The organism is Lentzea tibetensis (genome assembly GCF_007845675.1).
Lineage (GTDB): Bacteria > Actinomycetota > Actinomycetes > Mycobacteriales > Pseudonocardiaceae > Lentzea > Lentzea tibetensis.
In genome coordinates this window covers 286603-307821 of sequence record NZ_VOBR01000001.1, presented here as the reverse complement: position 1 = coordinate 307821, position 21219 = coordinate 286603, and the positions used below count along the sequence as shown (strand labels likewise).

The window sequence follows — 21219 nt, the reverse complement described above, 5'->3', positions numbered from 1 at the left end:
GCCTAGACAGCCGGCGCACACACCCGCGCACACTTGTCCCGCAACCAGTCCAGCCATGCGTCCACACCGGTCCCCACCGTCGCGGACAGCGGCAGCACGGTCACGTCGGGACGCACCATCCGCGCGTCCGAGACGAACCGGTCGACGTCGAAGTCCACGTGCGGCAACAGGTCCACCTTGTTCAGCAGCACCAGGTCCGCGACGACGAACATGTGCGGGTACTTGCGCGGCTTGTCCGCGCCCTCGGTGACCGACGTGATCACCACCCGGTACGACTCGCCGAGGTCGAACAGCGCCGGGCACACCAGGTTGCCGACGTTCTCCACCAGCACGATCGAGTCGCGCGGCGGGTCGAGCTCGTGCAGTCCGTTGTGGACCATCGACGCGTCGAGGTGGCAGCCGGCGCCGGTGTTGATCTGCACCACCTCGCAGCCGGTCGTGCGGATGCGGTCCGCGTCGAACCGGGTCTCCTGGTCGCCCTCGATCACCGAGATGACCGGCGCGCCGCCGAGCGAGCGGATCGTGCGTTCGAGCAACGTCGTCTTGCCCGCGCCCGGCGAGCTCATGATGTTGAGCGCCAGCACGTTCCTGGCCGCGAGCCAGGCGCGGTTGTGCTCGGCCAGGTGGTTGTTCTTGGCCAGCACGTCCTGTTCGAGAACGACCGTGTGAGTCTCCTCCGAGCAGCCGCAGGTCGCGCACATGTCAGGCCACCTCCACCGATGTGATCCGCAGTTCCCGTCCGGACAGCACCTGGACGTCGGCGCTGCCGCACGAGCAGAGGAAGATCAGGTCGTCCAGGTCGAACGAGGATCCGCACGCCCGGCAGCGGGCACGGCCGGGTGGCGAGCTGATGTCGAGCGACGCGCCTTCGAGGTTCGTTCCCGCGACGACGACGTCGAAGCAGAACAGGACCGAGTCGACGAGCACACCGGAGAGCTTCCCGATCTCCATCCGCACGCAGGTCACCGTGGCATCGGGGACCCGCTCGCGCACGGTGTCCACGACGCTGCTCATGATCGAGAGTTCGTGCACGTCAACGCACCTCTGGGCTCAGCGTAACCCGGCGTGACAAGGTCCAGCCGACCGAAGCGCCCGGTTCGTGTTCCGGCGGCCCGGCGGAACGGACCAGCACGCAGCCGCGCGGGGTGCTCAGCAGGTAGTCGGTGTGCGGGCCGCGGAACCTCACCTCGGCCACCGTGGCGGTGAGCGGACCGCCGAGGCACGCCCAGTCCGGCCGCACCAGCGCGCCGTCGAACACCGACACCGGGCCGGTCAGCCGAGCCACTTGTTCGTCGACCGGCGCCGCGTAGACCTCCTCCGGTGTCCCCAGCTGGGCGAGCCCGCCGCCGTGCAGCACGGCGACGAGGTCGGCGATCGCCAGCGCCTCGGTCGCGTCGTGCGTCGCGTAGACCGCGGCCGCACCGCCCTCGCCGCGTTGCCGCGCGATCTCGTCCAGCACGACGGTCCGCAGGTGGGCGTCGAGGTGCGCGGTCGGCTCGTCGAACAGGAACACGTCCGGCCTGCGCGCCAGCGCCCGTGCGAGCGCCACCCGTTGCTGCTCGCCACCGGACAGCTCGGCAGGCTTGCGCGCCGCCAACGAGGAGATCTTCAAGCGGGACAACAACTCCGCGGCCTGATCACGAGCCACCCCGCCAGACGCGCCCGCCCGGCGCAGCGGGTAGGCGACGGTGTCGAGGACGGTGAGGTGCGGCCACAGCGCGCAGCTCTGGAACACCACGCCCACCGCGCGCCGCTCGGGCGGCACCCCGTGCACGTCGCGCCCGCCGAGCAGCACCGAGCCGGACATCGGCGTCACGAACCCGGCGATCGCGTGCAGCAGGGTCGTCTTGCCCGAGCCGGACGGCCCGAGCAGCGCGAGCGTGCGGCCCGGCGGCAACGTCAGGTTCAGGCCGGACAGCACGGGTGCCGACCCGTGGCCGAGCACGAGGTCACGGCAGGCAAGTGCGGGCGCCGGTCCGGTCGCGAGGTCAGGACGTTCTGGCACGCGCACCTCGCAGGAGCAGCACGGCCAGCAGCGCGAGCGGCGCGGTCAGCACGACGGACAGCGCCGCGCTCGCCCCGACGTCACCGAGCTGCTGCTGGTTGAGCACCACCACGGCGAACGTCTGGCTGCCCGGTCCGTACAGGATGCTCGACATGGTCAGCTCGTGCGACGCGAGCACGAACACCAGCCCGGCCGCGGTGGCCAGGGCCGTCGAGAGAGGCGGCAGCACCACGGTCCGCACCGCGGTGAACGGACGGGCCCCGCTCGACCGCGCGGCGGGCACGAGATCAGCGCCGAGCCGGTCCACCCCGGCGAGCACCGGCCGGTACGCGACCGCCCACAGCTTCGCCAGGTACACCACCAGGATGATCGCCGCGGACGTGCCGAGCAGCCTGCCGTACGCGATCAGCGTGCCCACCGCCAAAGCCGAGCCGGGCACCGCGAAGCACAGCGTCAGCACCGTCCCGAGCACCGGCCGGCGCAGCGACACCACGAGTCCGCTGAGGACGGTCAGGATCGCCGCAGCCAGCACGGCGAGCAGCAAGGTACGCAGGAGAGCGGGCCAGGTCGGACCGGCGAACGCGGTGACGTAGTTCGCCAGCGTCCAGTTCGCGGGCACCGGCGCCAGACCGGGACCGCGGGTGATCGACACACCCAGCACGACCAGCATTGGCAGTCCGATGGCGAAAACCGTGTACGCACCGAGGAACCAGTGACGGCGAGAACGACCAGCAACCGCACCGGGAGTCCCGGTCCGCACCACGGACGAGCCGAGCACGGTGTCCGCCAGCCCCACCACCACGAGCACCAGCGCGGCCATCGCCAGCGCCACGGTGGTCAGCTGACCGAACGCGTCCGGATCGGCGGACAGGTTGAGGTCCGCGTACACCAGGGTGGTCATCGTGGGGTAGCCGCCGAGCACCTGCGGGATCGCGAAGCTGTTCACCGTCGTCACGAACACCAGTACGCCGGCGGCGAGCAAAGGCAGGCGCAGCAACGGAAGCAGCACCGTCTGCAGCACGACGAACGGGCCGGCGCCGGACGCCCGCGCCGCGCGTTCGAGATCCGGCTCGGCGCGCACCGCGAGCCCGGCCGCGACCGCGAGGTAGGCGAGCGGCACGGCGTGGACGGTCAGCACCAGCACGATCCCGACCGGCCCGAGCAGGCCGGGCACCTCCACGCCGAGCAGGTCGTCGGCGAAGCCGGACGGCCCGTACGCCTGGCTCCACCCGAACCCGAGCACGAACTCCGGCACCAGCACCGGCAGCAGCAACGCCAGTCGCAGCCACCGCCCGGCATCGCGCGTCGTCAGCGCGACCGCCGTGCCGCAGGCACAGCCCAGCACGGTCACCACGACCGCGAGCACCAGCGTGTTGCGCACCGCCGTACCGGTCTCGAGCGAGGTCAACGTGTCGAACGCGGCGGACCAGCCGCGTTCGCCCGCGACCCGCGCGAGTGCCACCAGCGGCGCTCCGACGAGCGCCGCCAGCAGCACGAGGACGAGCGCGGTCCTCACTTGCCGAACAACGCCTGGTACTGCTTCAGAACCTCCTGCTGCTTCCCGAACAGCTCCGTCCAGTCGGGATTGATCTCCTTCGCACCCTCGGGCTTCGGCGGTCCGGCGACACCGGGCAGCACGGGCTGCCAGCCGGTCTTGGCGATCGCCTTCTGCCCGTCGGCGGACAGCACGTAGGACAGGAACTTCTCGGCGCCGGAACGGTTCTGCTCACGGGTCGTCGCCGCGATCGGGCTGTACACGGCGACCGCGCCCGACGACGGCCACACCAGCTGGACGGGTGAGCCCTTGGTGATCGCCGCGCGCACCTCGGAGTCGAGCGTGATCCCGGCCTTGTACCGGCCCTCGGCGACGGTGGTGATCACCTCGGGCACCGTGGCGACCTGTGCGGCGCCGTTGTCCTTGAGCGTGCGGTAGTAGTCGACGCCGAAGTGGCCGAGCGCGGCGAGCGCGGACCCCGCGGCGGCCGGGTCGGGCACGGCGACCGAGCCCTGCACCGCGGGCCCGGCGAGGTCCGGCCAGTCGGCGACGGGGACGCCCTTGGCCGCCACGATCACGACGTGCAGCACGCGCGTCGCGTAGAGCTGGTCGACGCCGAGCGATGGGATCCCGTCCGGCGCGGTGATCGGCTTCGCCCGCAGAAACCCTTGTGCCGCATAGGACTGCATGGACAGTGGGTCGGTTCCCCAGATGACGTCGGCCTGCACGCCGCCGGTGCGCTGGTCGCCCGCGATGCGTGCGTTGAGGTTGCCGGTGGTGGCGCGGAAGACCTCCACGTTCGCGCCGGGGTTGGCTGCCTTGAACCCGTTGACGACCTCGTCGACGGTGTTCTGGGTGACCGACGTGTAGAGGGTGATGTTCGGCGGAGCGCTCGCGCTCGGGGTGGGTGCCGCGGAGCACGCGGCGAGCAGGACGAGAGCGAGCAGGGACGAGGGCCACTTCATCGGGGCCTCCGGGGAGTGCGGTTCAGTCCGGGATGTCCGGGCCGAGGATCCAGCTGCTGGACCTGGCGGCGGGACCGTGGTCGTCCGGCTCCCACCGCGTCGGGTCGGCGGTGAGACCGACCAGGTACGTGACGGTGCAGTCGAGTGCGGTGGCGAGCTCTGGCAGCCAGCCGAGGTCGAGGCCCCGGCCGTTCTCCATCTCGCTGAGCACGCGGTTGGTGGTGCACCCGCCGAGCCGGGTCACGACGTCCATCTGGGTCAGGCCGAGTGCGCGGCGGCGGTCGCGCAGCCGCTGCGCGCAGATCCAGTGGCGCTCGCGCGCCAACTCCCGTCCGGTGGCGCCCATCACAGCCAGTGTTCGCCGGTCGTGCTACTCCGTCAATCCGGGATCCGGTGGGTTCATCTCCGCGAGCGCGTGGACCTCGTAGCGGGCCAGGTTGTAGACCGGCGACATCCCGAGCAGCCGGTCGAGCTCCTCGTTGGACGACACGTCGTAGATCCACGCGCCGCCGTGCTGCCCCACGAGGTGGTAGCGAGCCACCACTCGGCCGTCGCGCTCCAGCGGTTCCGCGTACTCGGGCATCCGGGCGACCGCCGCCGCCATCCCGCGCGACAACAGCGTCAGCTCCATGCGCCACAGAACGAGGAACTTCACCCGTTCAAGATAGCGCACGAAATCCGGAAATGCCGGAAGTGGAAATAGCACCTGCATGCATTCTGACCAGGTCTTTTGTCATCTTGCTGGGCAGACAGCGCGGGTCTAACGTCGAATTTGACATCCACTCTCGCGGCGCGAGGAGGCCACTCATGGCCGCGGAAACCGAACCGGTGGTGCACATCCTCTGGATGAACGGCGGGCTGAGCTGCGACGGCGACTCGGTCGCGCTCACCGCGGCGACGCAGCCCAGCATCGAGGAGATCGTCCTCGGCGCGCTGCCCGGTCTGCCGAAGGTCGCGGTCCACTGGCCGCTGATCGACTTCGAGTGCGGGCCGGAGACCGGCGCCGACAACTTCATCGAGTGGTGGCACAAGGCGGACCGGGGTGAGCTCGACCCGTTCGTCCTCGTCGTGGAGGGCTCGATCCCCAACGAGGCCATCAAGGACGAGGGCTACTGGTGCGGCTTCGGCAACAACCCGGCGACGGGCCAGCCGATGACGACCAGCGAATGGCTCGACCGGCTGACACCCAAGGCGACCGCGGTGCTCGCGGTCGGCACCTGCGCCACCTACGGCGGCATCCACGCCATGGCGGGCAACCCGACCGGCGCGATGGGCGTGCCCGACTACCTCGGCTGGGACTGGAAGTCCAAGGCGGGCCTGCCGATCGTGTGCGTGCCCGGCTGCCCGATCCACCCGGACAACCTGTCCGAGACGATCCTCTACCTGCTGTACCAGGTCGCCGGACAGGCGCCGATGATCCCGCTGGACGAGGCGCTGCGCCCGAGGTGGCTCTTCGAGCACACCGTGCACGAGGGCTGCGACCGCGGCGGGTACTACGAGGAGGGCCAGTTCGCGAACGAGTACGGCTCGCCGAAGTGCCTCGTGAAGCTCGGCTGCTGGGGCCCCGTCGTGAAGTGCAACGTGCCGAAGCGCGGTTGGATCAACGGCGTCGGCGGCTGCCCGAACGTCGGCGGCATCTGCATCGCCTGCACCATGCCCGGCTTCCCGGACAAGTTCATGCCGTTCATGGACCCGCCACCCGGCTCACGCGTCTCGTCGACGGCGAGCGGCGCGTACGGCGTCGTGATCAGGGCGCTGCGCAACTACACGATGCGCAAGGTCGACAAGGAACCCAAGTGGCGCCGCAAGGGCACCGAGCTCACAACCGGCTACCAGAAGAGCTGGTGACGACATGACCGCGACCAAGGGCCAGCGCACCGACGACTCGGCGGTGCCCGAGTCCCAGACCGTCGACATGGCGTGGGACCCGATCACCAGGATCGTCGGCAGCCTCGGCATCTACACCCGGATCGACTTCAAGCAGAAGGAGGTCGTCGAGTGCCACAGCACCTCGTCGATCTTCCGCGGCTACAGCATCTTCATGAAGGGCAAGGACCCGCGCGACGCGCACTTCATCACCAGCCGCATCTGCGGCATCTGCGGTGACAACCACGCGACGTGCTCGGTCTACAACCAGAACATGGCCTACGGCGTGGCGCCGCCGCACCTCGGCGAGTGGATCATCAACCTCGGTGAGGCCGCCGAGTACATGTTCGACCACAACATCTTCCAGGAGAACCTGGTCGGCGTGGACTACTGCGAGAAGATGGTCCGCGAGACCAACCCCGGCGTGCTGGAGCTGGCCAACCGCACCGAGTCGCCGCACGCGGGCGACCACGGGTACAAGACCATCGGTGACATCATGCGCTCGCTCAACCCGCTGGAGGGCGAGTTCTACCGCGAGGCGCTGCAGGTGTCGCGGTGGACGCGGGAGATGTTCTGCCTCATGGAGGGCAGGCACGTCCATCCGTCCACTTTGTACCCCGGCGGGGTCGGCACGGTCGCGACCGTGCAGCTGTTCACGGACTACCTGACCCGGCTGATGCGCTACGTGGAGTTCATGAAGCGCGTCGTTCCGATGCACGACGACCTGTTCGACTTCTTCTACGAGGCACTGCCCGGCTACGAGAAGGTCGGCCAGCGGCGCGTGCTGCTCGGCTGCTGGGGCAGCCTGAACGACCCGGAGCACTGCGACTTCACCTACCGCAACATGGCGTCGTGGGGCCGCAAGATGTTCGTCACCCCCGGCGTCGTCGTCGACGGGAAGCTCGTCACCAACAGCCTCGTCGACATCAACCTCGGCATCCGCATCCTGCTCGGCTCCTCGTACTACGAGGACTGGGAGGGTCGCGAGGTGTTCGTGACGCACGACGAGCTGGGCAACCCGATCGACGTGCGGCACCCGTGGAACCAGCACACCATCCCCAGGCCGCAGAAGCGCGACTTCGACGACAAGTACAGCTGGACCATGTCGCCGCGCTGGTTCGACGGCGCGGACCACCTCGCGCTCGACACCGGTGGCGGCCCGATCGCCAGGCTGTGGTCGACCGCGCTCTCCGGGCTCGTCGACTGCGGCTACGTGAAGGCGACCGGGCACAGCGTGCAGATCAACCTGCCGCGCACGGCGTTGAAGCCCGAGGTCAGCTTCGAGTGGAAGATCCCGCGGTGGAGCAACGCGCTCGAGCGCAACCGCGCCCGCACGTACTTCCAGGCCTACTCGGCCGCCGTCGCGCTGTACTTCGTCGAGCAGGCGCTCGCGGAGATCCGCGCGGGCCGCACGAAGACGTGGACCCCGTTCAAGGTCCCGGAGAACGCGTTCAGCTGCGGCTTCACCGAGGCCGTCCGCGGCGTGCTGTCGCACCACATGGTGATCCGCGACGGCAAGATCGCGAACTACCACCCGTACCCGCCGACCCCGTGGAACGGCAGCGTGCGCGACTCGTTCGGCACGCCCGGCCCGTACGAGGACGCGGTGCAGAACACGCCGATCTTCGAGGAGAACCCGCCGGACAACTTCAAGGGCATCGACATCATGCGCGCGGTGCGCAGCTTCGACCCGTGTCTGCCGTGCGGCGTGCACATGTTCCTCGGCAACGGAAAGGTGCTCGAACAGGTCCACTCGCCCGCTGGTCTCGTCACGCTCGCGACATGACCGACGCGCGCGAAGTCGGTGCGCGCATCGAGGAACTGGTCGCCTCGCTGCCGCCCCGCGCGGAGGAACTGGTCCGGCTGCTCGTCGGGCTGTACGGCGACTGCCTCGAACGGATCGCCGAGGTCGTCGACGTCCGGACGCTCACGGCCGATCCGCTGGTGGAGAGCCTGCTGCTGGTGCACGGCCTGCACCCCGACGACGTCGACACCCGCGTCCAGCGCGCGCTGGACAAGGTGCGGCCCTACCTCGGGTCGCACGCGGGTGGCGTCGAGTACCTCGGCGTCACCGACGACGGCGTCGCGCACCTGCGGCTGGAGGGCAGCTGTTCCGGCTGCCCGTCGTCGACGGAGACCGTGCGGATGGCGATCGAGGGCGCGATCGAGGTCGCGGCACCGGAGCTGTCCGGCATCGACGTCGAGGGCGTGGTGCGCGAGACCGTGCTGCAGATCGGGATGGGACCGCCGCCCGGCTGGACCGCACTGCCCGCACCGGGTCCGCCCACCGGCAAGCCGGAGGTCGTGTCGGTCAACGGCGTCGCCGTGCTGACGTGTGCGGTGCGTGGCACGTTGTACGCCTACCGCGACACCTGCCCGGTGTGCGCGGGCTCGCTCGGCACCGGCACGCTGGCGGGGGAGCGGCTGACCTGTCCCGGCTGCGGATCGGCGTTCGACGTGCGGTTGCACGGCGCCGGGCTCGACGGGCTGGAGCAGCACCTCGACCCGGTGCCGCTGTTGTCCGACGGGCAGGGGCTGCGGGTGGCGGTGGCGTCGTGAACCGCGGGCTCGGACGGTTCGTCGGCGCGGTGCCCGCGCCCCGGCCACCACCACCCGAGCGCTGCGAGATGTGCGGAACTGGCATCCCGGTGGAACACGGTCACGTCGTCGACCTGGAACACCGGGCGCTGATGTGCGCGTGCCGTCCCTGCTACCTGCTCTTCACCGCGCGCGGCGCCGGCCGCTATCGCGCGATCCCCGAGCGCGTGGTGCGTGACGAAGGGCTGGCCGAGTTCGAGTGGGACGAGCTGCAGATCCCGGTCGGCGTGGTGTTCGTCCTGAACGGCCAGGCGTTCTACCCGAGCCCGGCCGGTGCCACCGAGTGCCTGCTGGACCTCGCCGCGTGGGAACGGGTCGTCGCCGGGCACCCCCTGCTGGGCGAGGCCGAGCCGGACGTCGAGGCGATCCTGCTGCGCAGGGACGAACGGGAGTGCTTCCTGGTGCCGGTGGACTCTTGCTACGAGCTCGTCGGGCTGGTGCGCTCGACGTGGCAGGGATTCGACGGCGGTGCGGAGGCGCACACGGCGATCACGGGTTTCTTCGACCGGCTCAAGGCTCGGGCGGGTGCGTCATGACCGAGCTGGGTTTCGACTGCGTTGGAGCGCGCGTCGACCCGTACGCCGCGGCGCCGGGCCTGGTGCTGACGCTGCGGATCACCTCGGACACCCGCGTCGACGCCATCGCGCTGCGGTGCCAGCTGCGGATCGAGCCGCACCGCCGGCGGTACACCCCCGCCGAGGCCGAGCGGCTCGCTGATCTCTTCGGTGACGTGTCGCGGTGGGGCGAGACGCTGAAACCGTTGCAGCTGGCGAACGTCTCGGTCATGGTGCCGGGGTTCAGCAGCCTGTGCGACGTCGACCTGGACGTGCCGTGCGGCTACGACCTGGAGGTCGCCTCCGGCGCGTACTTCGCCGGTCTCGAAGAGGGCGAGGTGCCGTTGCTGCTGCTGTTCAGCGGCTCGGTGTTCGCCGTCGACGACGGGCGGATGCAGGTGACGCAGGTGCCGTGGAGCAAGGAGGTCTCCTTCCGGCTGCCCGTCGCCACGTGGCGGCAGATGGTCGACACGCACTTCCCCAACAGCGGCTGGATCCGGTGCGGCCGCGAGACCATCGACGCTCTGCGCCGGTTCAAGTCCACTCGCGCGCTGCCCACGTGGGACGCCACGCTGCTGGCGCTGCTCGACTCGGTGGAGGAGCGGATGCCGTGACTTTCCTGGAACACGCCCGGCGCGTGGCGGACGCCGTCCTGTACGAGGGGTACGTCCTCTACCCGTACCGGAAGTCCGCGCAGAAGAACCGGACGCGGTTCCAGTGGGGCGTGCTGATGCCGCCCGCGTACGACGACCCGTCCGAGCGCACCGAGAGCCTCACCGAGTGCCTGCTCGACGCGCCCGACTCCGCGTCGGTGACGGTGACCGTGCGGTACCTGCGGCTGGAGCGCACGGACGGCTGGGACTCCGGCGTCGAGCACGAGCACGCGTTCACCGGTGTGGTCGGCGCGCTGGCCGACGAGGTCGTGCACACCGTGGACGGCGACGTCGAGGTCGGGATCAGGGCGTGGCGGGTCGCCGGGCCCTATCAGGCGGTCAAGTTGCGCGTGCGCGTGCGGAACGTCGCTGCTGCTGAAGGGGTTCTGGTCACGCGGGACGACGCGTTGCCGTTCGCGATGGTCGCGCAGCACCTGTTGATCGACGTACCGGACGGTGCGTTCGTGTCGATGGCCGACCCGCCGGAGTGGGCGTCCTTCGAGGTCTCGACGTGCTCGAACGTCGGTTCGTGGCCCGTGCTCGCCGGCCCGCCGCAGTGCCGGTCGATGGTGCTGGCCGCGCCGATCATCCTGCCCGACCACCCCGAGATCGCACCGGAGAGCCCGGGAGAGCTGTTCGACGGCACCGAGATCGACGAGATCCTGACGTTGCGGACGCTCGTGCTGACCGACGAGGAGAAGGCAGAGGCGCGCGCGACCGACCCGCGCGCGGCGGCGTTGATCGACCGGGTGGACGGATTGTCGCCGGAGATCATGGAACGCCTGCACGGCGCGATCCGGTCCGTCTCGCCGCGGCTGGTCGTCGGTGGGGTGCCGGTGCGGAAGGGCAGCCGGGTGCGGATGCGTCCCGGCACGCGGCGCGCCGACGCGCAGGACCTGTTCCTCGCCGGACGCCTCGCCGTCGTCGAGGAGATCCTGCACGACGTCGACGGCAACGTGCACCTGGCGCTGTGCCCGGAGGACCCGGACTCGGACATCCAGCGCTGGCACGGCCGTTTCCTGTACTTCGCGCCGGACGAGGTGGAGCCGGTATGACCAGGATGCTCGTCGCGGGGGTCGGCAACGTCCTGCTGGGGGACGACGGTTTCGGCTGCGAGGTGGCCCGCAGGCTGTGCTCGCTCGACGTGCCGGAGGACGTGCGGGTGAAGGACTTCGGCATCCGCGGCGTGCACCTGGCGTACGAGCTGCTCGACGGCTGGGACGTGCTGGTGCTCGTGGACGCCTCCCCGCGCGGCCTGGAACCGGGCAGCGTCACCGTTCTCGAAGTCGATGTGTCCACTGTGGATGCCGCACCGCTCGACGCGCACGACCTGGACCCGGACAAGGTGCTGGGGTTGTTGCGCGCGTTGGGCGGCAGCGTGCACCGGGTGCTGCTGGTGGCCTGCGAACCGGCCGACACCTCGCCCCACCTCGGTCTCAGCCCTGCCGTGGAGGCCGCTGTCGAACCGGCGTTGCGCGCGGTGCAACGCTTCGTCGCCACGAAGGAGGAGCTGTGTTCGTGAAGGTGCTCAAGCTGCTGATCATCGCCGCGCTGACCGTGTTCCTCGTGCGGTCGGCCAAGGACTTCAGGCGGTACCGGCAGATCAGCAGGATGTGACGCATGTGCCTCGGACTGCCCGCCGAGATCATCGGCCCCCACGAAGGTCATCCCGACCTGATGGTGGCCGACATCGCCGGTGTGCGCCGCGCGATCAACACGAGCCTGCTGGACTTCCCGCCGGAGTCCGGTGACTGGGTGCTGGTGCACATGGGTTTCGCGCTGTCCCTCATGACCCCTGCCGAAGCGGAGGACGCACGCGCGATGCTGAACATCATGGCGGCGGAATGAACGGGGCCCAGCTCTTCGTGCGTTACGCGTACCCGCCGAACTCACTGGGCTACTGCGGGCCGGCGGACAGCGCGGCTCTGCTGCAGTACGGCGCGGCCGGGGTGGTCGATCCCGGACTGGTCGAGCTGGCGCGCGGGTTCGCAGGCGCCTGGCCGTACCTCGAGCTGATCGCCTCGGGTTCCGGCATCTCCGACCCGCTGGACCGCAGGGTGGTCGAGGCCTACTGGGTCGGCACGCCGTTGCTGGACTCGTTGCGGCTCGGGCACATCGCGGCGTCGATGGAGGACCGGTTCCGGCCGCGCACCGGCCTGCAGTTCCCGCACCTGGTCGAGAGCGTGCTGGCCGGGGGAGTGCCGCACCACAGCTTCCACGTGTTCTGCATCTACCCGTGGGTCGGGCTGTTGCGGGACGACCGCAAGGCCACCGCGGCGTTGACCGTGCTCGACCGGTGCCGCATCCGGTGGGGGCAGGTCGAGTCGCTGGACGGCGACCGGGCGCTCGTGCGGTCCCGCCCGCTGGTCTACGACGGCCACGACCTCGCGTTCGGCCCGCCGCGCGTCGAGTCGGCTCTGCGGTCCGCCTCCGGGCTGGGATATCTGGGTGAGCTGGTGCCGGGCGACTGGGTGTCGCTGCACTGGGACTGGGTGTGCGACCGGCTGACCACGCGCCAGCTCGGGCAGTTGCGGCACTTCACGCTGCGGCAGCTCGACATCACCAACCACCGCGTCGAGCACCGCGGCGCGGCTCTGGCTGTCGAACACGGCTAGTGGCTTGTCACGCAACGTCGGCCGGGCAACTGGCATCGACCACGCTCCTGCTGGGGCGGCGATCCGCTCGGGTCAGCGGCTCAGGTCGCGGTAGCGGCGGATCGCGAGCGGGCAGAACACCGCGATCAGCAGCACCGGCCACCCCACGGCCAGCAGGATGGAACTGTCGCCGCCCCAGCCGGGGTTGCCGAACAGCTCACGCGTCGCGGCGGCCGTGGCGGACAACGGGTTCCACTCGGCGATCGCGCCGAGCCAGCCAGGCATGGTGCCGGGCGAGACGAACGCGTTCGACAGGAAACCCAGCGGCCACACCAGGATCTGCAGCGCCATCACCGCCTCCGGGTTGCGCAGCACCAGCCCGAGGTAGATGCCCATCCACAGCATCGCGAGCCGCAGCAGGAGCAGCAGGCCGAACGCGGCCAATGCGGACGGCAGCCCGTTGTGCCACTCCCAGCCGATCGCCAGCCCTGCCGCGACGAGCGCGGTCAGCGCCAGCACCGCGTCGATCATGTCCGCGGCGCACCGGCCCAGCACCACGGCCGACGGTGCCATCGGCATGGAGCGGAACCGGTCCGTCACGCCGCGGTTGACGTCCGTGCTGACCGCGGTGAACATCGCCTCGATGCCGAACACCATGGTCAGCGCGAGCACGCCGGGCACGAGGAACTCCTGGTAGTTCCCGCCCGGCACGTCCATCGCGCCGCCGAACAGGTAGCTGAACATCAGCAGGACCATGACCGAGAACAACAGGTTGATCACCAGCTGCACCGGCTGGTTCGCCTTGTGCGTGAGGTCTCGCAGGGTGACGGTCCAGCCGTCGGCGACGGCCCAGCGCAGCGCGGTCATGCCACGACCTCCTTCTTGTCCGTCAGCTGCAGGAACACCTCGTCGAGCGTCGGCCTGCGCAGCACCACGTCCTCGGCGTCGATCCCCTCCGCGGTGAGCGCGGGCACCAGCGCCGCCAGCGCGGCCATCCGGTCCCGCACCGGCGCGCTGACCCGCCGCTGCTCGGGCAGCGTCTCCGCGGTCGCACCAGCGACCCGAGCCAGCAGAGCCGCCGCGGCGGGCACGTCGGCGGTGTGCCGCACCACGACGTCGATGCGATCCGCCCCGATCTGTCGCTTCAAGGAGTCCGGCGTGCCCTCCGCGATGACCCTGCCGTGGTCGATCACCGAGATCCGTCCGGCCAGCTGGTCGGCCTCCTCCAGGTACTGCGTGGTCAGCACGACCGTGGTGCCGCCCGCCGCGAGCGAGCGCACGGCGTCCCACACGTCGTTGCGGCCGCGCGGGTCGAGACCGGTGGTCGGTTCGTCGAGGAACAGCACGGCCGGCGCCATGATCAGGCCGGCCGCGAGGTCGAGGCGCCGCCGCATGCCGCCCGAGTACTTGCTGACCGGCTTGCCGCCGGTGTCCGCGAGGCGGAAGCGTTCGAGCAGCTCGTCGGCCCTGCGCCGGGCCGCGGCCACGCCCAGGTGGTAGAGCCTGCCGAACATGACGAGGTTCTGCCGTCCGCTGAGCAGCTCGTCGACGGCCGCGTTCTGGCCGACGAGTCCGATCTTCTGCCGCACGTCCGCCGGCTGCCGCAGCACGTCGCACCCGGCGACCGACGCGTGCCCGGAGTCGGGGCGCAGCAACGTGGTCAGCACGCGGACGGCGGTGGTCTTGCCCGCGCCGTTCGGGCCGAGCAGGCCGTGCACCGCGCCCGGTGCCACGGTCAGGTCGAGTCCGTCGAGGGCCTGGGTCTCGCCGTATCTTTTGCGCAGGTTCTCGGCGACGACCGCGGGAGCTGGCATGACGTCCCTCCAGAAACTCTCTACAGTGTAGGGCGTTATGGCCGAACAATACTCTACGGTGTAGGGAGTTTTCAACGGTGACCGTGTACGGCGGCAGTGGGGACCCGAAGCGCAGCCTCGAGCTGCTGTGGGGAGTGCAGGAGGAGAAGCCGAAGCGCGGCCCCAAGCCCCGGTTCACGGTCGACGACATCGTGCGCGTCGCGATCGCGATCGCCGACGCCGAGGGGCTGGACGCGCTGTCGATGCGCCGGGTCGCCGGGGACCTCGGCATCACCGCCATGTCGCTCTACGGGTACGTCCCGAGCAAGGCCGAGCTGATCGACGTGCTCGTCGACCGGGTGGTCGGCGAGATCGAGATGGTCGAGGTGGCTGGCGACTGGCGGGCGAAGCTGGAGCACGTCGCGCGGGAGAACTGGCGGCTCAACGTGCGCCACCCGTGGCTGCTCCAGGTGTCGTCGAGCCGTCCGGTGCTCGGGCCCAACATGATCGCCAAGTACGACTACGAGCTGCGCGCGGTCAACGGCATCGGGCTCACGAGCATCGAGATGGACCTGGTGATCGGCTTCGTCACCGACTACGCGCACGGCGCCGCGCGCAACGCCGTCGAAGCGGCCCAGGTCGAGCAGCGCACCGGTGCGACGGACGACCAGTGGTGGGAGGAGTACTCGCCGCTGCTGGAGAAGGTGTTCGACGCGGAGAAGTACCCGGTCGCCGCCGTGGTCGGTGCCGAGGCGGGCGCGGAGTACGGCGCCGCCGTCGACCCGTCGCGCGCGTTCGAGTTCGGGCTGGTGCGGCTGCTCGACGGGGTCGCGGTGCTCGTCGGCTCAAAGGGGTGAGTACCGGTGCGTGACGTCCTCGCTCGCCGGCAGGAACGCGAGCAGGTCCGGTGACATCCGGGCGGGCAGCACCTCGGTGCCGGTGCCGAACGACTCGGGCACGCCGGTGATCCCGCGCAGGACGTCCTTGGCGTGCCTGCGTTTCAGCGCCAGCTCCGCGATGTGGGTGTCGGCGTACCGCGCGGCGAGCACGCGCACCGGCACGGCGCCCTGGCGCAGGTGGTCCCGCACGCGCCCGTCGTAGCCGCGGCCGAACTTGACGACCCTCTTGTACTTCACCAGGTAGAAGTAGTGCGTGTCGTCGGCGCGGCCGCGCAGGGTGCGCGAGCCCGGCTCCGGTGGGCACGCCCGGCACTCGTCGCGGTTGCGGGACATGACCTGGACGCGGCCGCACGCGTCGTGCCGCCCGAACGTGCCGTGCGACTTCGCCGTGTACGGGTCATCGGTCCACGGCAGGCCGAGCACGTCGCCCGCGATGATCGTCCAGCCCGGCTGCGCGTACCGCGCCAGCGCGTCCACCAGCACCAGGTCCCGCCGCACCGCCACGTCGGTCGACCGCTCGTCCAGGCAGAGGTGGCACCGGGTGCGCCACCCCGGCTGGCACGTCCGTTCCGCGCCGCAGGTGAGACACCGGCGGATCTCGACCGGCTTGTTCCTGCGCTCGACGGTGAGCACGAGCTCCATCTGGTCCTCGACCAGCTCCGCGCACCGCCGGCACTGCGCGTGCCACGCGACGTCCGGGCCCCGATCGCGCCCGCTCGCCTTGCCCCGCACGCGTTCCCGGCAGTTCATGCAGAACTTGTCCCCCATGATCATCCAAGTTACCGGGAAGGGTGAGCGGCGTCACCGCGTTGTGCGGGACATGAGCGAGACGCGGCGTGGACGGGTCAGGGTGGAGGAGTCCGCCAAGAGGGTCCGGGTCTACCTCGGCGGCGAGCTGGTCGCCGACACCGGGAAACCCCGGCTGGTGTGGGAGGTGCCGTACTACCCGGCGTACTACATCCCGGTCGAGGACGTGAAGGCCGAGCTGACGCCGGCCGGCCGGGTCGAGCGGTCGCCGAGCAGGGGCGACGGCGAGGTGTTCGACGTGAAGACGGCGCGCGCGACGGCCGAGGGCGGTGCGCTCCGGTACGCCGACTCGCCGTTCGAGGAGCTGCGCGAGCTGGTCCGGTTCGACTGGAACGCGATGGACGAGTGGCTCGAGGAGGACGAGCCGGTGTACGTCCATCCGCGTGATCCCTACTCGCGCGTGGACGTGCTGAGCAGCTCACGGCACGTCAAGGTCGTGCTCGACGGGGTGACTCTCGCCGATTCCACCCAACCGAGAATCCTTTTTGAGACAGGGCTTCCGCCGCGCTACTACCTTCCGCTCACCGACGTCCGGACGGACCTGCTGCGGCCCAGCGACACGCAGACCCGGTGTCCCTACAAGGGAACCGCCACGTACTGGTCGGCCGAGGTCAACGGCAAGGTCTACCCCGATCTCGTCTGGACCTACCGCTCGCCGCTGCCGGAGAGCCAGAAGGTCATCGGCCTGGCCTGCTTCTACAACGAGCGGGTCGACCTGCACGTCGACGGCGAGTTGCTCGAACGGCCGAAGACGCCGTTCAGCTGATACACCCAGTGTTGGTCTTGGTCACTCGTTCGTGCACGAACGAACCCCCGCTTGGCGGCTGGCCGGTGATCGGAGGGCGCGGAAGTCTCGGTGGCGCTCAACCGAGAACCACGAGGAGCCAGGCGAACCATGACCACTGCCGATGTGAAACCGGTCCTGCGCACCGACTACCAGCGTTCGGTCGCCGACTACTGGAACAAGGAGAAGGACCCGGTCAACATCAAGCTCGGCGAGGTCGACGACCTCTACCACCACCACTACGGCATCGGCGGGTACGACCCGGCCGTGCTCCACGCCCCGGTGGAGGTGCGGGACCAGGCGATCATCGCCGAGCTGCACCGGCTGGAGACCGCGCAGGCGGACGTGCTGCTCGACCACCTCGGCGACATCCGCCCCGAGGACCGGCTGATGGACGCGGGCTGCGGCCGCGGTGGCACGAGCATCATGGCCAACCAGCGGTTCGGCTGCCGCGTGGACGGCGTCAGCATCTCCGAGACGCAGGTCGAGTTCGCGAACGGCGAGGCGCGCCGCCGCGGTGTCGACGACAAGGTCCGCTACCACTTCAAGAACATGCTCGACACCGGCTTCGAGACCGGCTCGATGCGCGGCATCTGGAACAACGAGTCCACCATGTACGTGGACCTGCACCAGCTGTTCGCCGCGCACGCCAGGCTCATCGCGCCCGGCGGCCGGTACGTCACGATCACCGGCTGCTACAACGACGTGACCGGCGGCCGGTCGCGCGCGGTCAGCCAGATCGACCAGCACTACATCTGCAACATCCACGCCCGCAGCACGTACTTCAAGGCGTTGGCGGACAACGGGTTCGTGCCGATCAACGTGGTCGACCTGACCGCCGCGACCATCCCGTACTGGGAGCTGCGCGCCGAGTCGTCCGTGGCGACCGGCATCGAGGACCCGTTCCTCACCGCGTACCGCGAGGGCAGCTTCCACTACCTCCTCATCGCCGCCGATCGGATCTGACCTGGTGATGAACGACATCCTGGCCGGTCCGACCGGTCTTGGAACGTCGGCAGCGCGCATCGCGTCGCGGATCGCCGAACCGCCGCCTCCCGTCCACGAGCCCGGTTACGTGGAACGGCAGTGGGGCGACGGTTCGGCGTCCCCGCTGTACGTCCCGGTGGCGGAGCGCGTGGACGACGCGCTCGCCGCCGTCGTCGACGAACGCCTCGTCGGCTGGGCGAAGAGTTGCGGCTTCGACGACGACGAGTCCGAGATGCTGGGCACGGCCGGGTTCGGCAGGCTCGCGGTGCTCACCCACGTCGACACCGACGACCCGGAGCAGCTGCTGCTCGCCGCGCGCCTCAACGCGGCGTGGTGGGCGGCGGACGACCTGTACGCCGACGACAGCGAACGCGGTGCCACGCCGGTGGAACTGCCGCCGCGGCTGGCGCTGGTGATGGCGGCCATGGACCCGGTCGCGCCCGCGGGGGAGTTCACCGCGTCGCTGGAGGAGGCGTTGCGGAGCGACAAGGTGCTGGTGGCACTGCGTTCCGCGACGGAGCACCTGGCGCGCAGGAGCGGTTCCGTTGTGGTGCAACGGGTCTGCTACTCGACGTTCGCGATGTTCGTGAGCTGGAACGCTTACGCGGCGTGGCGGTTCACCGGCGAGTACCCGCCCGCGTGGAAGTACCTCGCCACCCGGCAGCACGACAGCTTCTACACGTCGATGACGCTGATCGACGCCGTCGGCGGGTACGAGCTGCCCGCGCACCTGTACTACGAGCCGCGCGTCCGGCGCGCGCTCACCCAGGCGGGCACGGCATCGGTGATGGTCAACGACCTGCTCTCCGTCGAGAAGGACGCGGCCGACGAGAACCCGGTGTGCAACATGGTGCTGCAGATCGCGGCGGACCGGGGTTGTTCGATCGCGGAGGCCGTCGAGGAGACGGTCTCGTTGCACAACCAGCTGGTTCGCGACTTCGAGGAGGGGCACAAGGCTTTGCAGGCCGTGCCGTCGCCCGAGCTGCACCGGTTCCTGCGCGGGGTGCGCGCGTGGATGGGTGGCGGCTTCGAGTGGCACGCGACCAACCCCCGTTACGCCTGAAACCATGCCCGGTTGACCGGCGTCTGTGACTACTATCGTGGTCTCGACGCTGGTCATCTGGGGGGATGCACTTGTCCACAACGGACCTGACGGTGGACCGGGTGCGCAGCCGCGTGCTGCGCACGGTGCTGGTGTCCCAGGTGCTGAGCAGTGTGGGGACGACCGTCGCCTACACGGTGACCGCGGTGGTCGCGGTGTCGCTGGCCGGGTCCAGCACCCTGGTCGGCATCGTGCTGGCCATCACCGGGTTCGGGCCGGTCGTGGCCACCGCTCTGATCAGCCGCATCACCGATGCGCGGGGGCGCAGGGCCGGGATCGCCACTGGGTACTGGACGGCCGCCGTCGGCGCGCTGGTGTCCGTGATCGCCATCGTCTGGCACTCGTACCCGGTGTTCATCGTGGGCGGGCTGCTCGTCGGGTTCGCGACCGTCACCAACTTCCAGGCCCGGTTCGCCGCCACCGACCTGCCCTCCGAGAGCGGGTCGGCCAAGAGCATCTCGCTGATCGTGTGGGTGACCACCGTCGGTGCCGTCGCCGGGCCGAACGTCAGCCCGCTCGGCGCCGTGGTCGCCCGGTGGACCGGGTTGCCCGAGTGGACCGGTGTCTTCCTGATCGCCGCGGCCGGGTTCGCCGTCGCCGGGGCCGTGGTGACCGCGTTCATGCGCCCCGACCCACTGCTGTTGTCCCGGCTGTCCACTGTGGAGCCTGGTGCCACTGTGGTGCGGAAGGGTTTCTGGGAGCGGGTCGGTGCCGGCGCATCGGCTGTCGGCGCCAGCACGCGGGCCCGGTACGCCATCATCACCACCACGGTCGGGCACACCGTCATGATCTCGGTGATGACGTGGACGCCGGTGCACATGGAGCACGGGGTGTCGCACGTCGGGCTCATCGGCGTGGTGCTGAGCCTGCACTTCGCCGGGATGTACGCCGTGTCGCCCGTGTTCGGCTGGGTGGCGGGCCGGGTGGGTTCGGTGCCCGTCATGGTCGGCTCGACGGTGGTGATGGGGCTGTCGCTGGTGATCGGCGGGACCGCTGCTCCCGGTGACGCGGTGCGGTTGGCCGTCGCTCTGTTCCTGCTGGGGTTCGGGTGGTGCGGCATGTTCGTCACCGGGTCGGCGCTGTTGTCCGACTCCGTTCCCGCGGATGCGCGGCCCGCTGTGCAGGGGCTCAGCGACGCGGTCATGTGGGTGGGGTCCGCGGTGGCCGCCGCCGGGGCCGGATGGGTCGTCGACGTCGGCGGGTACCCCTGGTTGAACGCGTGCTCCGGCGTTCTGCTGGTGCCCTGCCTGGTGTTCGGTGCGCGGGTGGTCGCGCAGCGCCGGATCAGTCCAGCCGCACCGCCAGTCGGGTGATCAGGCCGTTCGCCACCTGGAGCGTCATGGTGCCCGCCAGCTCGCCCGGCGCCTTGTCCCACGCGTAGGCCACCTCGACCTGGTCACCGGCCTCCCTGGTCGCCAGCGCGGTGATCGTGTCGTCGGGCGGTGCCGAGCGGTAGCCGGCCTCGATCGCCGCCCTCCCCGCCATGGCGGGCACGGGTGGGCCGGTGAACGTCACCGTCGCGTCCTCGGTGAACCCGTCGGCGAACGTGGACCAGTCGCCCGTGCGGACGGCCTCGTTGAAGCGGCGCACGTGTGCTGCCGCCAGCTCTCCCAGTGACCCCATGAGAGCCAGCCTGCCGGGACTCTAGGGTGATCACCATGACTTTGTTCACCGAAGAAGAGGGGCGCACGCTCCGCACGGCGGTCTTCGGCGCGATGGTGCTCGTGTCCACCGCCGACCCCGGCGCCGTCGACGAGGAGTCGTACGCGGGCATCCGGGCGACCACGAGCCTGTCGCCGGACCTCCGCGCGGTGCTCGGCGCGGCGGCACCGGTGTTGCCCGAGGGGTCGGCCGCGGACGTCGAGGCCGGGGTCATGGAGGCGCTGCGGCACTCGATGAAGATCCTCGGCGCGAAGGCTCCGGCCGAGGTGGAGGCGTTCCCGCGGGCCGTGCTGGCCATCTGCCGCGAGGTCGCCACGGCCGACGGGCAGGTCGCCGCCGCCGAGCAGGCCGTGGTCGCGCGAGTCGAACAGGCGTTGAACGCGGTGTAGTCGTTGCTCCACAAAGCGGACATCTGCTGCTGCCTGTGGGCCAGTTCACCTTTAGAGGATTCCTAC

At 70.3% G+C, this 21219-nt stretch carries 26 protein-coding genes; 15 read left to right on the top strand and 11 right to left on the bottom strand.

What is annotated here, in order from left to right:
* Positions 1 to 2: 2 nt before the first annotated feature.
* Genes hypB through FKR81_RS01325 form a run of 7 tightly spaced genes read right to left on the bottom strand, consistent with a single transcriptional unit; the run spans position 3 to position 5120 of the window.
* Positions 3 to 701 carry a hydrogenase nickel incorporation protein HypB gene (gene hypB, locus FKR81_RS01355; protein ID WP_146349017.1) on the bottom strand — a complete coding sequence of 233 codons (699 nt, stop codon included), beginning with the start codon at positions 699 to 701 and terminating at the stop codon, positions 3 to 5.
* Position 702: 1 nt separating this feature from the next.
* Complete coding sequence (locus FKR81_RS01350; RefSeq protein ID WP_146349016.1) at positions 703 to 1032, bottom strand: hydrogenase maturation nickel metallochaperone HypA/HybF; 330 nt, start codon at positions 1030 to 1032, stop codon at positions 703 to 705.
* Position 1033: 1 nt separating this feature from the next.
* Positions 1034 to 2005 (bottom strand): ABC transporter ATP-binding protein, encoded by a 972-nt coding sequence (locus FKR81_RS01345; RefSeq protein WP_186762687.1) that lies wholly within the window; start codon positions 2003 to 2005, stop codon positions 1034 to 1036.
* Positions 1989 to 3521 (bottom strand): ABC transporter permease, encoded by a 1533-nt coding sequence (locus tag FKR81_RS01340; protein WP_186762686.1) that lies wholly within the window; start codon positions 3519 to 3521, stop codon positions 1989 to 1991. The genes FKR81_RS01345 and FKR81_RS01340 overlap by 17 nt, the downstream gene beginning before the upstream one ends.
* Complete coding sequence (locus FKR81_RS01335) at positions 3518 to 4465, bottom strand: extracellular solute-binding protein (protein ID WP_146349013.1); 948 nt, start codon at positions 4463 to 4465, stop codon at positions 3518 to 3520. Before FKR81_RS01335 ends, FKR81_RS01340 begins: the two co-directional genes overlap by 4 nt.
* A gap of 22 nt (positions 4466 to 4487) precedes the next feature.
* Positions 4488 to 4811, bottom strand: coding sequence for a helix-turn-helix domain-containing protein (locus FKR81_RS01330; protein ID WP_146349012.1), 324 nt, complete (start codon positions 4809 to 4811; stop codon positions 4488 to 4490).
* A gap of 24 nt (positions 4812 to 4835) precedes the next feature.
* Positions 4836 to 5120: a muconolactone Delta-isomerase family protein gene (locus FKR81_RS01325; RefSeq protein ID WP_186762685.1), complete on the bottom strand. Its 285-nt coding sequence runs from the start codon at positions 5118 to 5120 to the stop codon at positions 4836 to 4838.
* Between the two features lie 152 nt (positions 5121 to 5272).
* On the opposite strand from FKR81_RS01325, the gene FKR81_RS01320 reads away from it, so the two are divergent.
* The 9 genes from FKR81_RS01320 (at position 5273) to FKR81_RS01280 (ending at position 12751) form a co-directional block, all read left to right on the top strand.
* The gene (locus FKR81_RS01320; protein WP_146349010.1) at positions 5273 to 6313 is read left to right on the top strand and encodes an NADH-quinone oxidoreductase subunit B family protein; all 1041 of its coding nucleotides are present in this window, start codon (positions 5273 to 5275) and stop codon (positions 6311 to 6313) included.
* A 4-nt stretch (positions 6314 to 6317) separates the two neighbouring features.
* The gene (locus FKR81_RS01315; protein ID WP_146349009.1) at positions 6318 to 8117 is read left to right on the top strand and encodes a nickel-dependent hydrogenase large subunit; all 1800 of its coding nucleotides are present in this window, start codon (positions 6318 to 6320) and stop codon (positions 8115 to 8117) included.
* Positions 8114 to 8890, top strand: a complete 777-nt coding sequence (locus FKR81_RS01310) for a NifU family protein (protein WP_146349008.1) — start codon at positions 8114 to 8116, stop codon at positions 8888 to 8890. Before FKR81_RS01315 ends, FKR81_RS01310 begins: the two co-directional genes overlap by 4 nt.
* Positions 8887 to 9465, top strand: coding sequence for a DUF5947 family protein (locus tag FKR81_RS01305; RefSeq protein WP_146349007.1), 579 nt, complete (start codon positions 8887 to 8889; stop codon positions 9463 to 9465). Before FKR81_RS01310 ends, FKR81_RS01305 begins: the two co-directional genes overlap by 4 nt.
* Complete coding sequence (locus FKR81_RS01300; RefSeq protein ID WP_146349006.1) at positions 9462 to 10097, top strand: DUF6084 family protein; 636 nt, start codon at positions 9462 to 9464, stop codon at positions 10095 to 10097. Before FKR81_RS01305 ends, FKR81_RS01300 begins: the two co-directional genes overlap by 4 nt.
* Complete coding sequence (locus FKR81_RS01295) at positions 10094 to 11191, top strand: hypothetical protein (RefSeq protein ID WP_146349005.1); 1098 nt, start codon at positions 10094 to 10096, stop codon at positions 11189 to 11191. The genes FKR81_RS01300 and FKR81_RS01295 overlap by 4 nt, the downstream gene beginning before the upstream one ends.
* Positions 11188 to 11658, top strand: coding sequence for a hydrogenase maturation protease (locus FKR81_RS01290; protein WP_146349004.1), 471 nt, complete (start codon positions 11188 to 11190; stop codon positions 11656 to 11658). The genes FKR81_RS01295 and FKR81_RS01290 overlap by 4 nt, the downstream gene beginning before the upstream one ends.
* A 98-nt stretch (positions 11659 to 11756) precedes the next feature.
* Positions 11757 to 11984: a HypC/HybG/HupF family hydrogenase formation chaperone gene (locus FKR81_RS01285; RefSeq protein WP_146349003.1), complete on the top strand. Its 228-nt coding sequence runs from the start codon at positions 11757 to 11759 to the stop codon at positions 11982 to 11984.
* Positions 11981 to 12751: a DUF6390 family protein gene (locus FKR81_RS01280; protein ID WP_146349002.1), complete on the top strand. Its 771-nt coding sequence runs from the start codon at positions 11981 to 11983 to the stop codon at positions 12749 to 12751. The genes FKR81_RS01285 and FKR81_RS01280 overlap by 4 nt, the downstream gene beginning before the upstream one ends.
* A gap of 72 nt (positions 12752 to 12823) precedes the next feature.
* Here the strand turns inward: FKR81_RS01280 and FKR81_RS01275 are convergent, their stop codons facing one another.
* Both FKR81_RS01275 and FKR81_RS01270 read right to left on the bottom strand, forming a co-directional pair.
* Positions 12824 to 13597, bottom strand: a complete 774-nt coding sequence (locus FKR81_RS01275) for an ABC transporter permease (RefSeq protein ID WP_146349001.1) — start codon at positions 13595 to 13597, stop codon at positions 12824 to 12826.
* Positions 13594 to 14544 carry an ATP-binding cassette domain-containing protein gene (locus FKR81_RS01270; RefSeq protein WP_146349000.1) on the bottom strand — a complete coding sequence of 317 codons (951 nt, stop codon included), beginning with the start codon at positions 14542 to 14544 and terminating at the stop codon, positions 13594 to 13596. Before FKR81_RS01270 ends, FKR81_RS01275 begins: the two co-directional genes overlap by 4 nt.
* 77 nt (positions 14545 to 14621) lie before the next feature.
* On the opposite strand from FKR81_RS01270, the gene FKR81_RS01265 reads away from it, so the two are divergent.
* On the top strand, positions 14622 to 15380 hold the full coding sequence (locus FKR81_RS01265) for a TetR/AcrR family transcriptional regulator (RefSeq protein WP_235921179.1): 759 nt from the start codon (positions 14622 to 14624) through the stop codon (positions 15378 to 15380).
* Here the strand turns inward: FKR81_RS01265 and FKR81_RS01260 are convergent.
* Positions 15369 to 16190 carry a hypothetical protein gene (locus FKR81_RS01260; protein WP_146348999.1) on the bottom strand — a complete coding sequence of 274 codons (822 nt, stop codon included), beginning with the start codon at positions 16188 to 16190 and terminating at the stop codon, positions 15369 to 15371. The two genes, FKR81_RS01265 and FKR81_RS01260, sit on opposite strands and share 12 nt — an antisense overlap.
* Between FKR81_RS01260 and FKR81_RS01255 the strand changes: the two genes are divergently transcribed.
* The 4 genes from FKR81_RS01255 to FKR81_RS01240 all read left to right on the top strand — a co-directional run bounded on the left by FKR81_RS01255 (position 16189) and on the right by FKR81_RS01240 (position 20415).
* Positions 16189 to 16995, top strand: coding sequence for a DUF427 domain-containing protein (locus tag FKR81_RS01255; protein ID WP_407936494.1), 807 nt, complete (start codon positions 16189 to 16191; stop codon positions 16993 to 16995). The two genes, FKR81_RS01260 and FKR81_RS01255, sit on opposite strands and share 2 nt — an antisense overlap.
* Before the next feature lie 129 nt (positions 16996 to 17124).
* A complete protein-coding gene (locus tag FKR81_RS01250; protein ID WP_146348998.1) occupies positions 17125 to 17979 on the top strand; it encodes a geranyl diphosphate 2-C-methyltransferase in 855 nt (284 codons plus the stop codon).
* Between the two features lie 7 nt (positions 17980 to 17986).
* Positions 17987 to 19063, top strand: coding sequence for a family 2 encapsulin nanocompartment cargo protein terpene cyclase (locus tag FKR81_RS01245; protein WP_146349175.1), 1077 nt, complete (start codon positions 17987 to 17989; stop codon positions 19061 to 19063).
* Positions 19064 to 19134: 71 nt separating this feature from the next.
* Complete coding sequence (locus FKR81_RS01240) at positions 19135 to 20415, top strand: MFS transporter (RefSeq protein WP_186762684.1); 1281 nt, start codon at positions 19135 to 19137, stop codon at positions 20413 to 20415.
* Here FKR81_RS01240 and FKR81_RS01235 read toward each other — a convergent pair.
* A complete protein-coding gene (locus FKR81_RS01235) occupies positions 20387 to 20725 on the bottom strand; it encodes a nuclear transport factor 2 family protein (protein WP_146348996.1) in 339 nt (112 codons plus the stop codon). The genes FKR81_RS01240 and FKR81_RS01235 overlap by 29 nt on opposite strands.
* 35 nt (positions 20726 to 20760) lie before the next feature.
* Between FKR81_RS01235 and FKR81_RS01230 the strand changes: the two genes are divergently transcribed.
* Complete coding sequence (locus FKR81_RS01230) at positions 20761 to 21153, top strand: hypothetical protein (RefSeq protein WP_146348995.1); 393 nt, start codon at positions 20761 to 20763, stop codon at positions 21151 to 21153.
* Positions 21154 to 21219 lie beyond the last annotated feature (66 nt).

Excerpts from the sequence above, each read along its gene's own strand:
- FKR81_RS01335 (WP_146349013.1), bottom strand. The coding sequence starts at position 4,465 with ATGAAGTGGCCCTCGTCCCTGCTCGCTCTCGTCCTGCTCGCCGCGTGC.
- FKR81_RS01280 (WP_146349002.1), top strand. The coding sequence starts at position 11,981 with ATGAACGGGGCCCAGCTCTTCGTGCGTTACGCGTACCCGCCGAACTCA.
- FKR81_RS01250 (WP_146348998.1), top strand. The coding sequence starts at position 17,125 with ATGACCACTGCCGATGTGAAACCGGTCCTGCGCACCGACTACCAGCGT.
- FKR81_RS01235 (WP_146348996.1), bottom strand. The coding sequence starts at position 20,725 with ATGGGGTCACTGGGAGAGCTGGCGGCAGCACACGTGCGCCGCTTCAAC.
- FKR81_RS01300 (WP_146349006.1), top strand. The coding sequence starts at position 9,462 with ATGACCGAGCTGGGTTTCGACTGCGTTGGAGCGCGCGTCGACCCGTAC.
- FKR81_RS01230 (WP_146348995.1), top strand. The coding sequence starts at position 20,761 with ATGACTTTGTTCACCGAAGAAGAGGGGCGCACGCTCCGCACGGCGGTC.
- FKR81_RS01310 (WP_146349008.1), top strand. The coding sequence starts at position 8,114 with ATGACCGACGCGCGCGAAGTCGGTGCGCGCATCGAGGAACTGGTCGCC.
- FKR81_RS01320 (WP_146349010.1), top strand. The coding sequence starts at position 5,273 with ATGGCCGCGGAAACCGAACCGGTGGTGCACATCCTCTGGATGAACGGC.
- FKR81_RS01270 (WP_146349000.1), bottom strand. The coding sequence starts at position 14,544 with ATGCCAGCTCCCGCGGTCGTCGCCGAGAACCTGCGCAAAAGATACGGC.
- hypB (WP_146349017.1), bottom strand. The coding sequence starts at position 701 with ATGTGCGCGACCTGCGGCTGCTCGGAGGAGACTCACACGGTCGTTCTC.
- FKR81_RS01285 (WP_146349003.1), top strand. The coding sequence starts at position 11,757 with ATGTGCCTCGGACTGCCCGCCGAGATCATCGGCCCCCACGAAGGTCAT.
- FKR81_RS01290 (WP_146349004.1), top strand. The coding sequence starts at position 11,188 with ATGACCAGGATGCTCGTCGCGGGGGTCGGCAACGTCCTGCTGGGGGAC.
- FKR81_RS01315 (WP_146349009.1), top strand. The coding sequence starts at position 6,318 with ATGACCGCGACCAAGGGCCAGCGCACCGACGACTCGGCGGTGCCCGAG.
- FKR81_RS01245 (WP_146349175.1), top strand. The coding sequence starts at position 17,987 with ATGAACGACATCCTGGCCGGTCCGACCGGTCTTGGAACGTCGGCAGCG.
- FKR81_RS01260 (WP_146348999.1), bottom strand. The coding sequence starts at position 16,190 with ATGGGGGACAAGTTCTGCATGAACTGCCGGGAACGCGTGCGGGGCAAG.
- FKR81_RS01255 (WP_407936494.1), top strand. The coding sequence starts at position 16,189 with ATGATCATCCAAGTTACCGGGAAGGGTGAGCGGCGTCACCGCGTTGTG.
- FKR81_RS01330 (WP_146349012.1), bottom strand. The coding sequence starts at position 4,811 with ATGGGCGCCACCGGACGGGAGTTGGCGCGCGAGCGCCACTGGATCTGC.
- FKR81_RS01275 (WP_146349001.1), bottom strand. The coding sequence starts at position 13,597 with ATGACCGCGCTGCGCTGGGCCGTCGCCGACGGCTGGACCGTCACCCTG.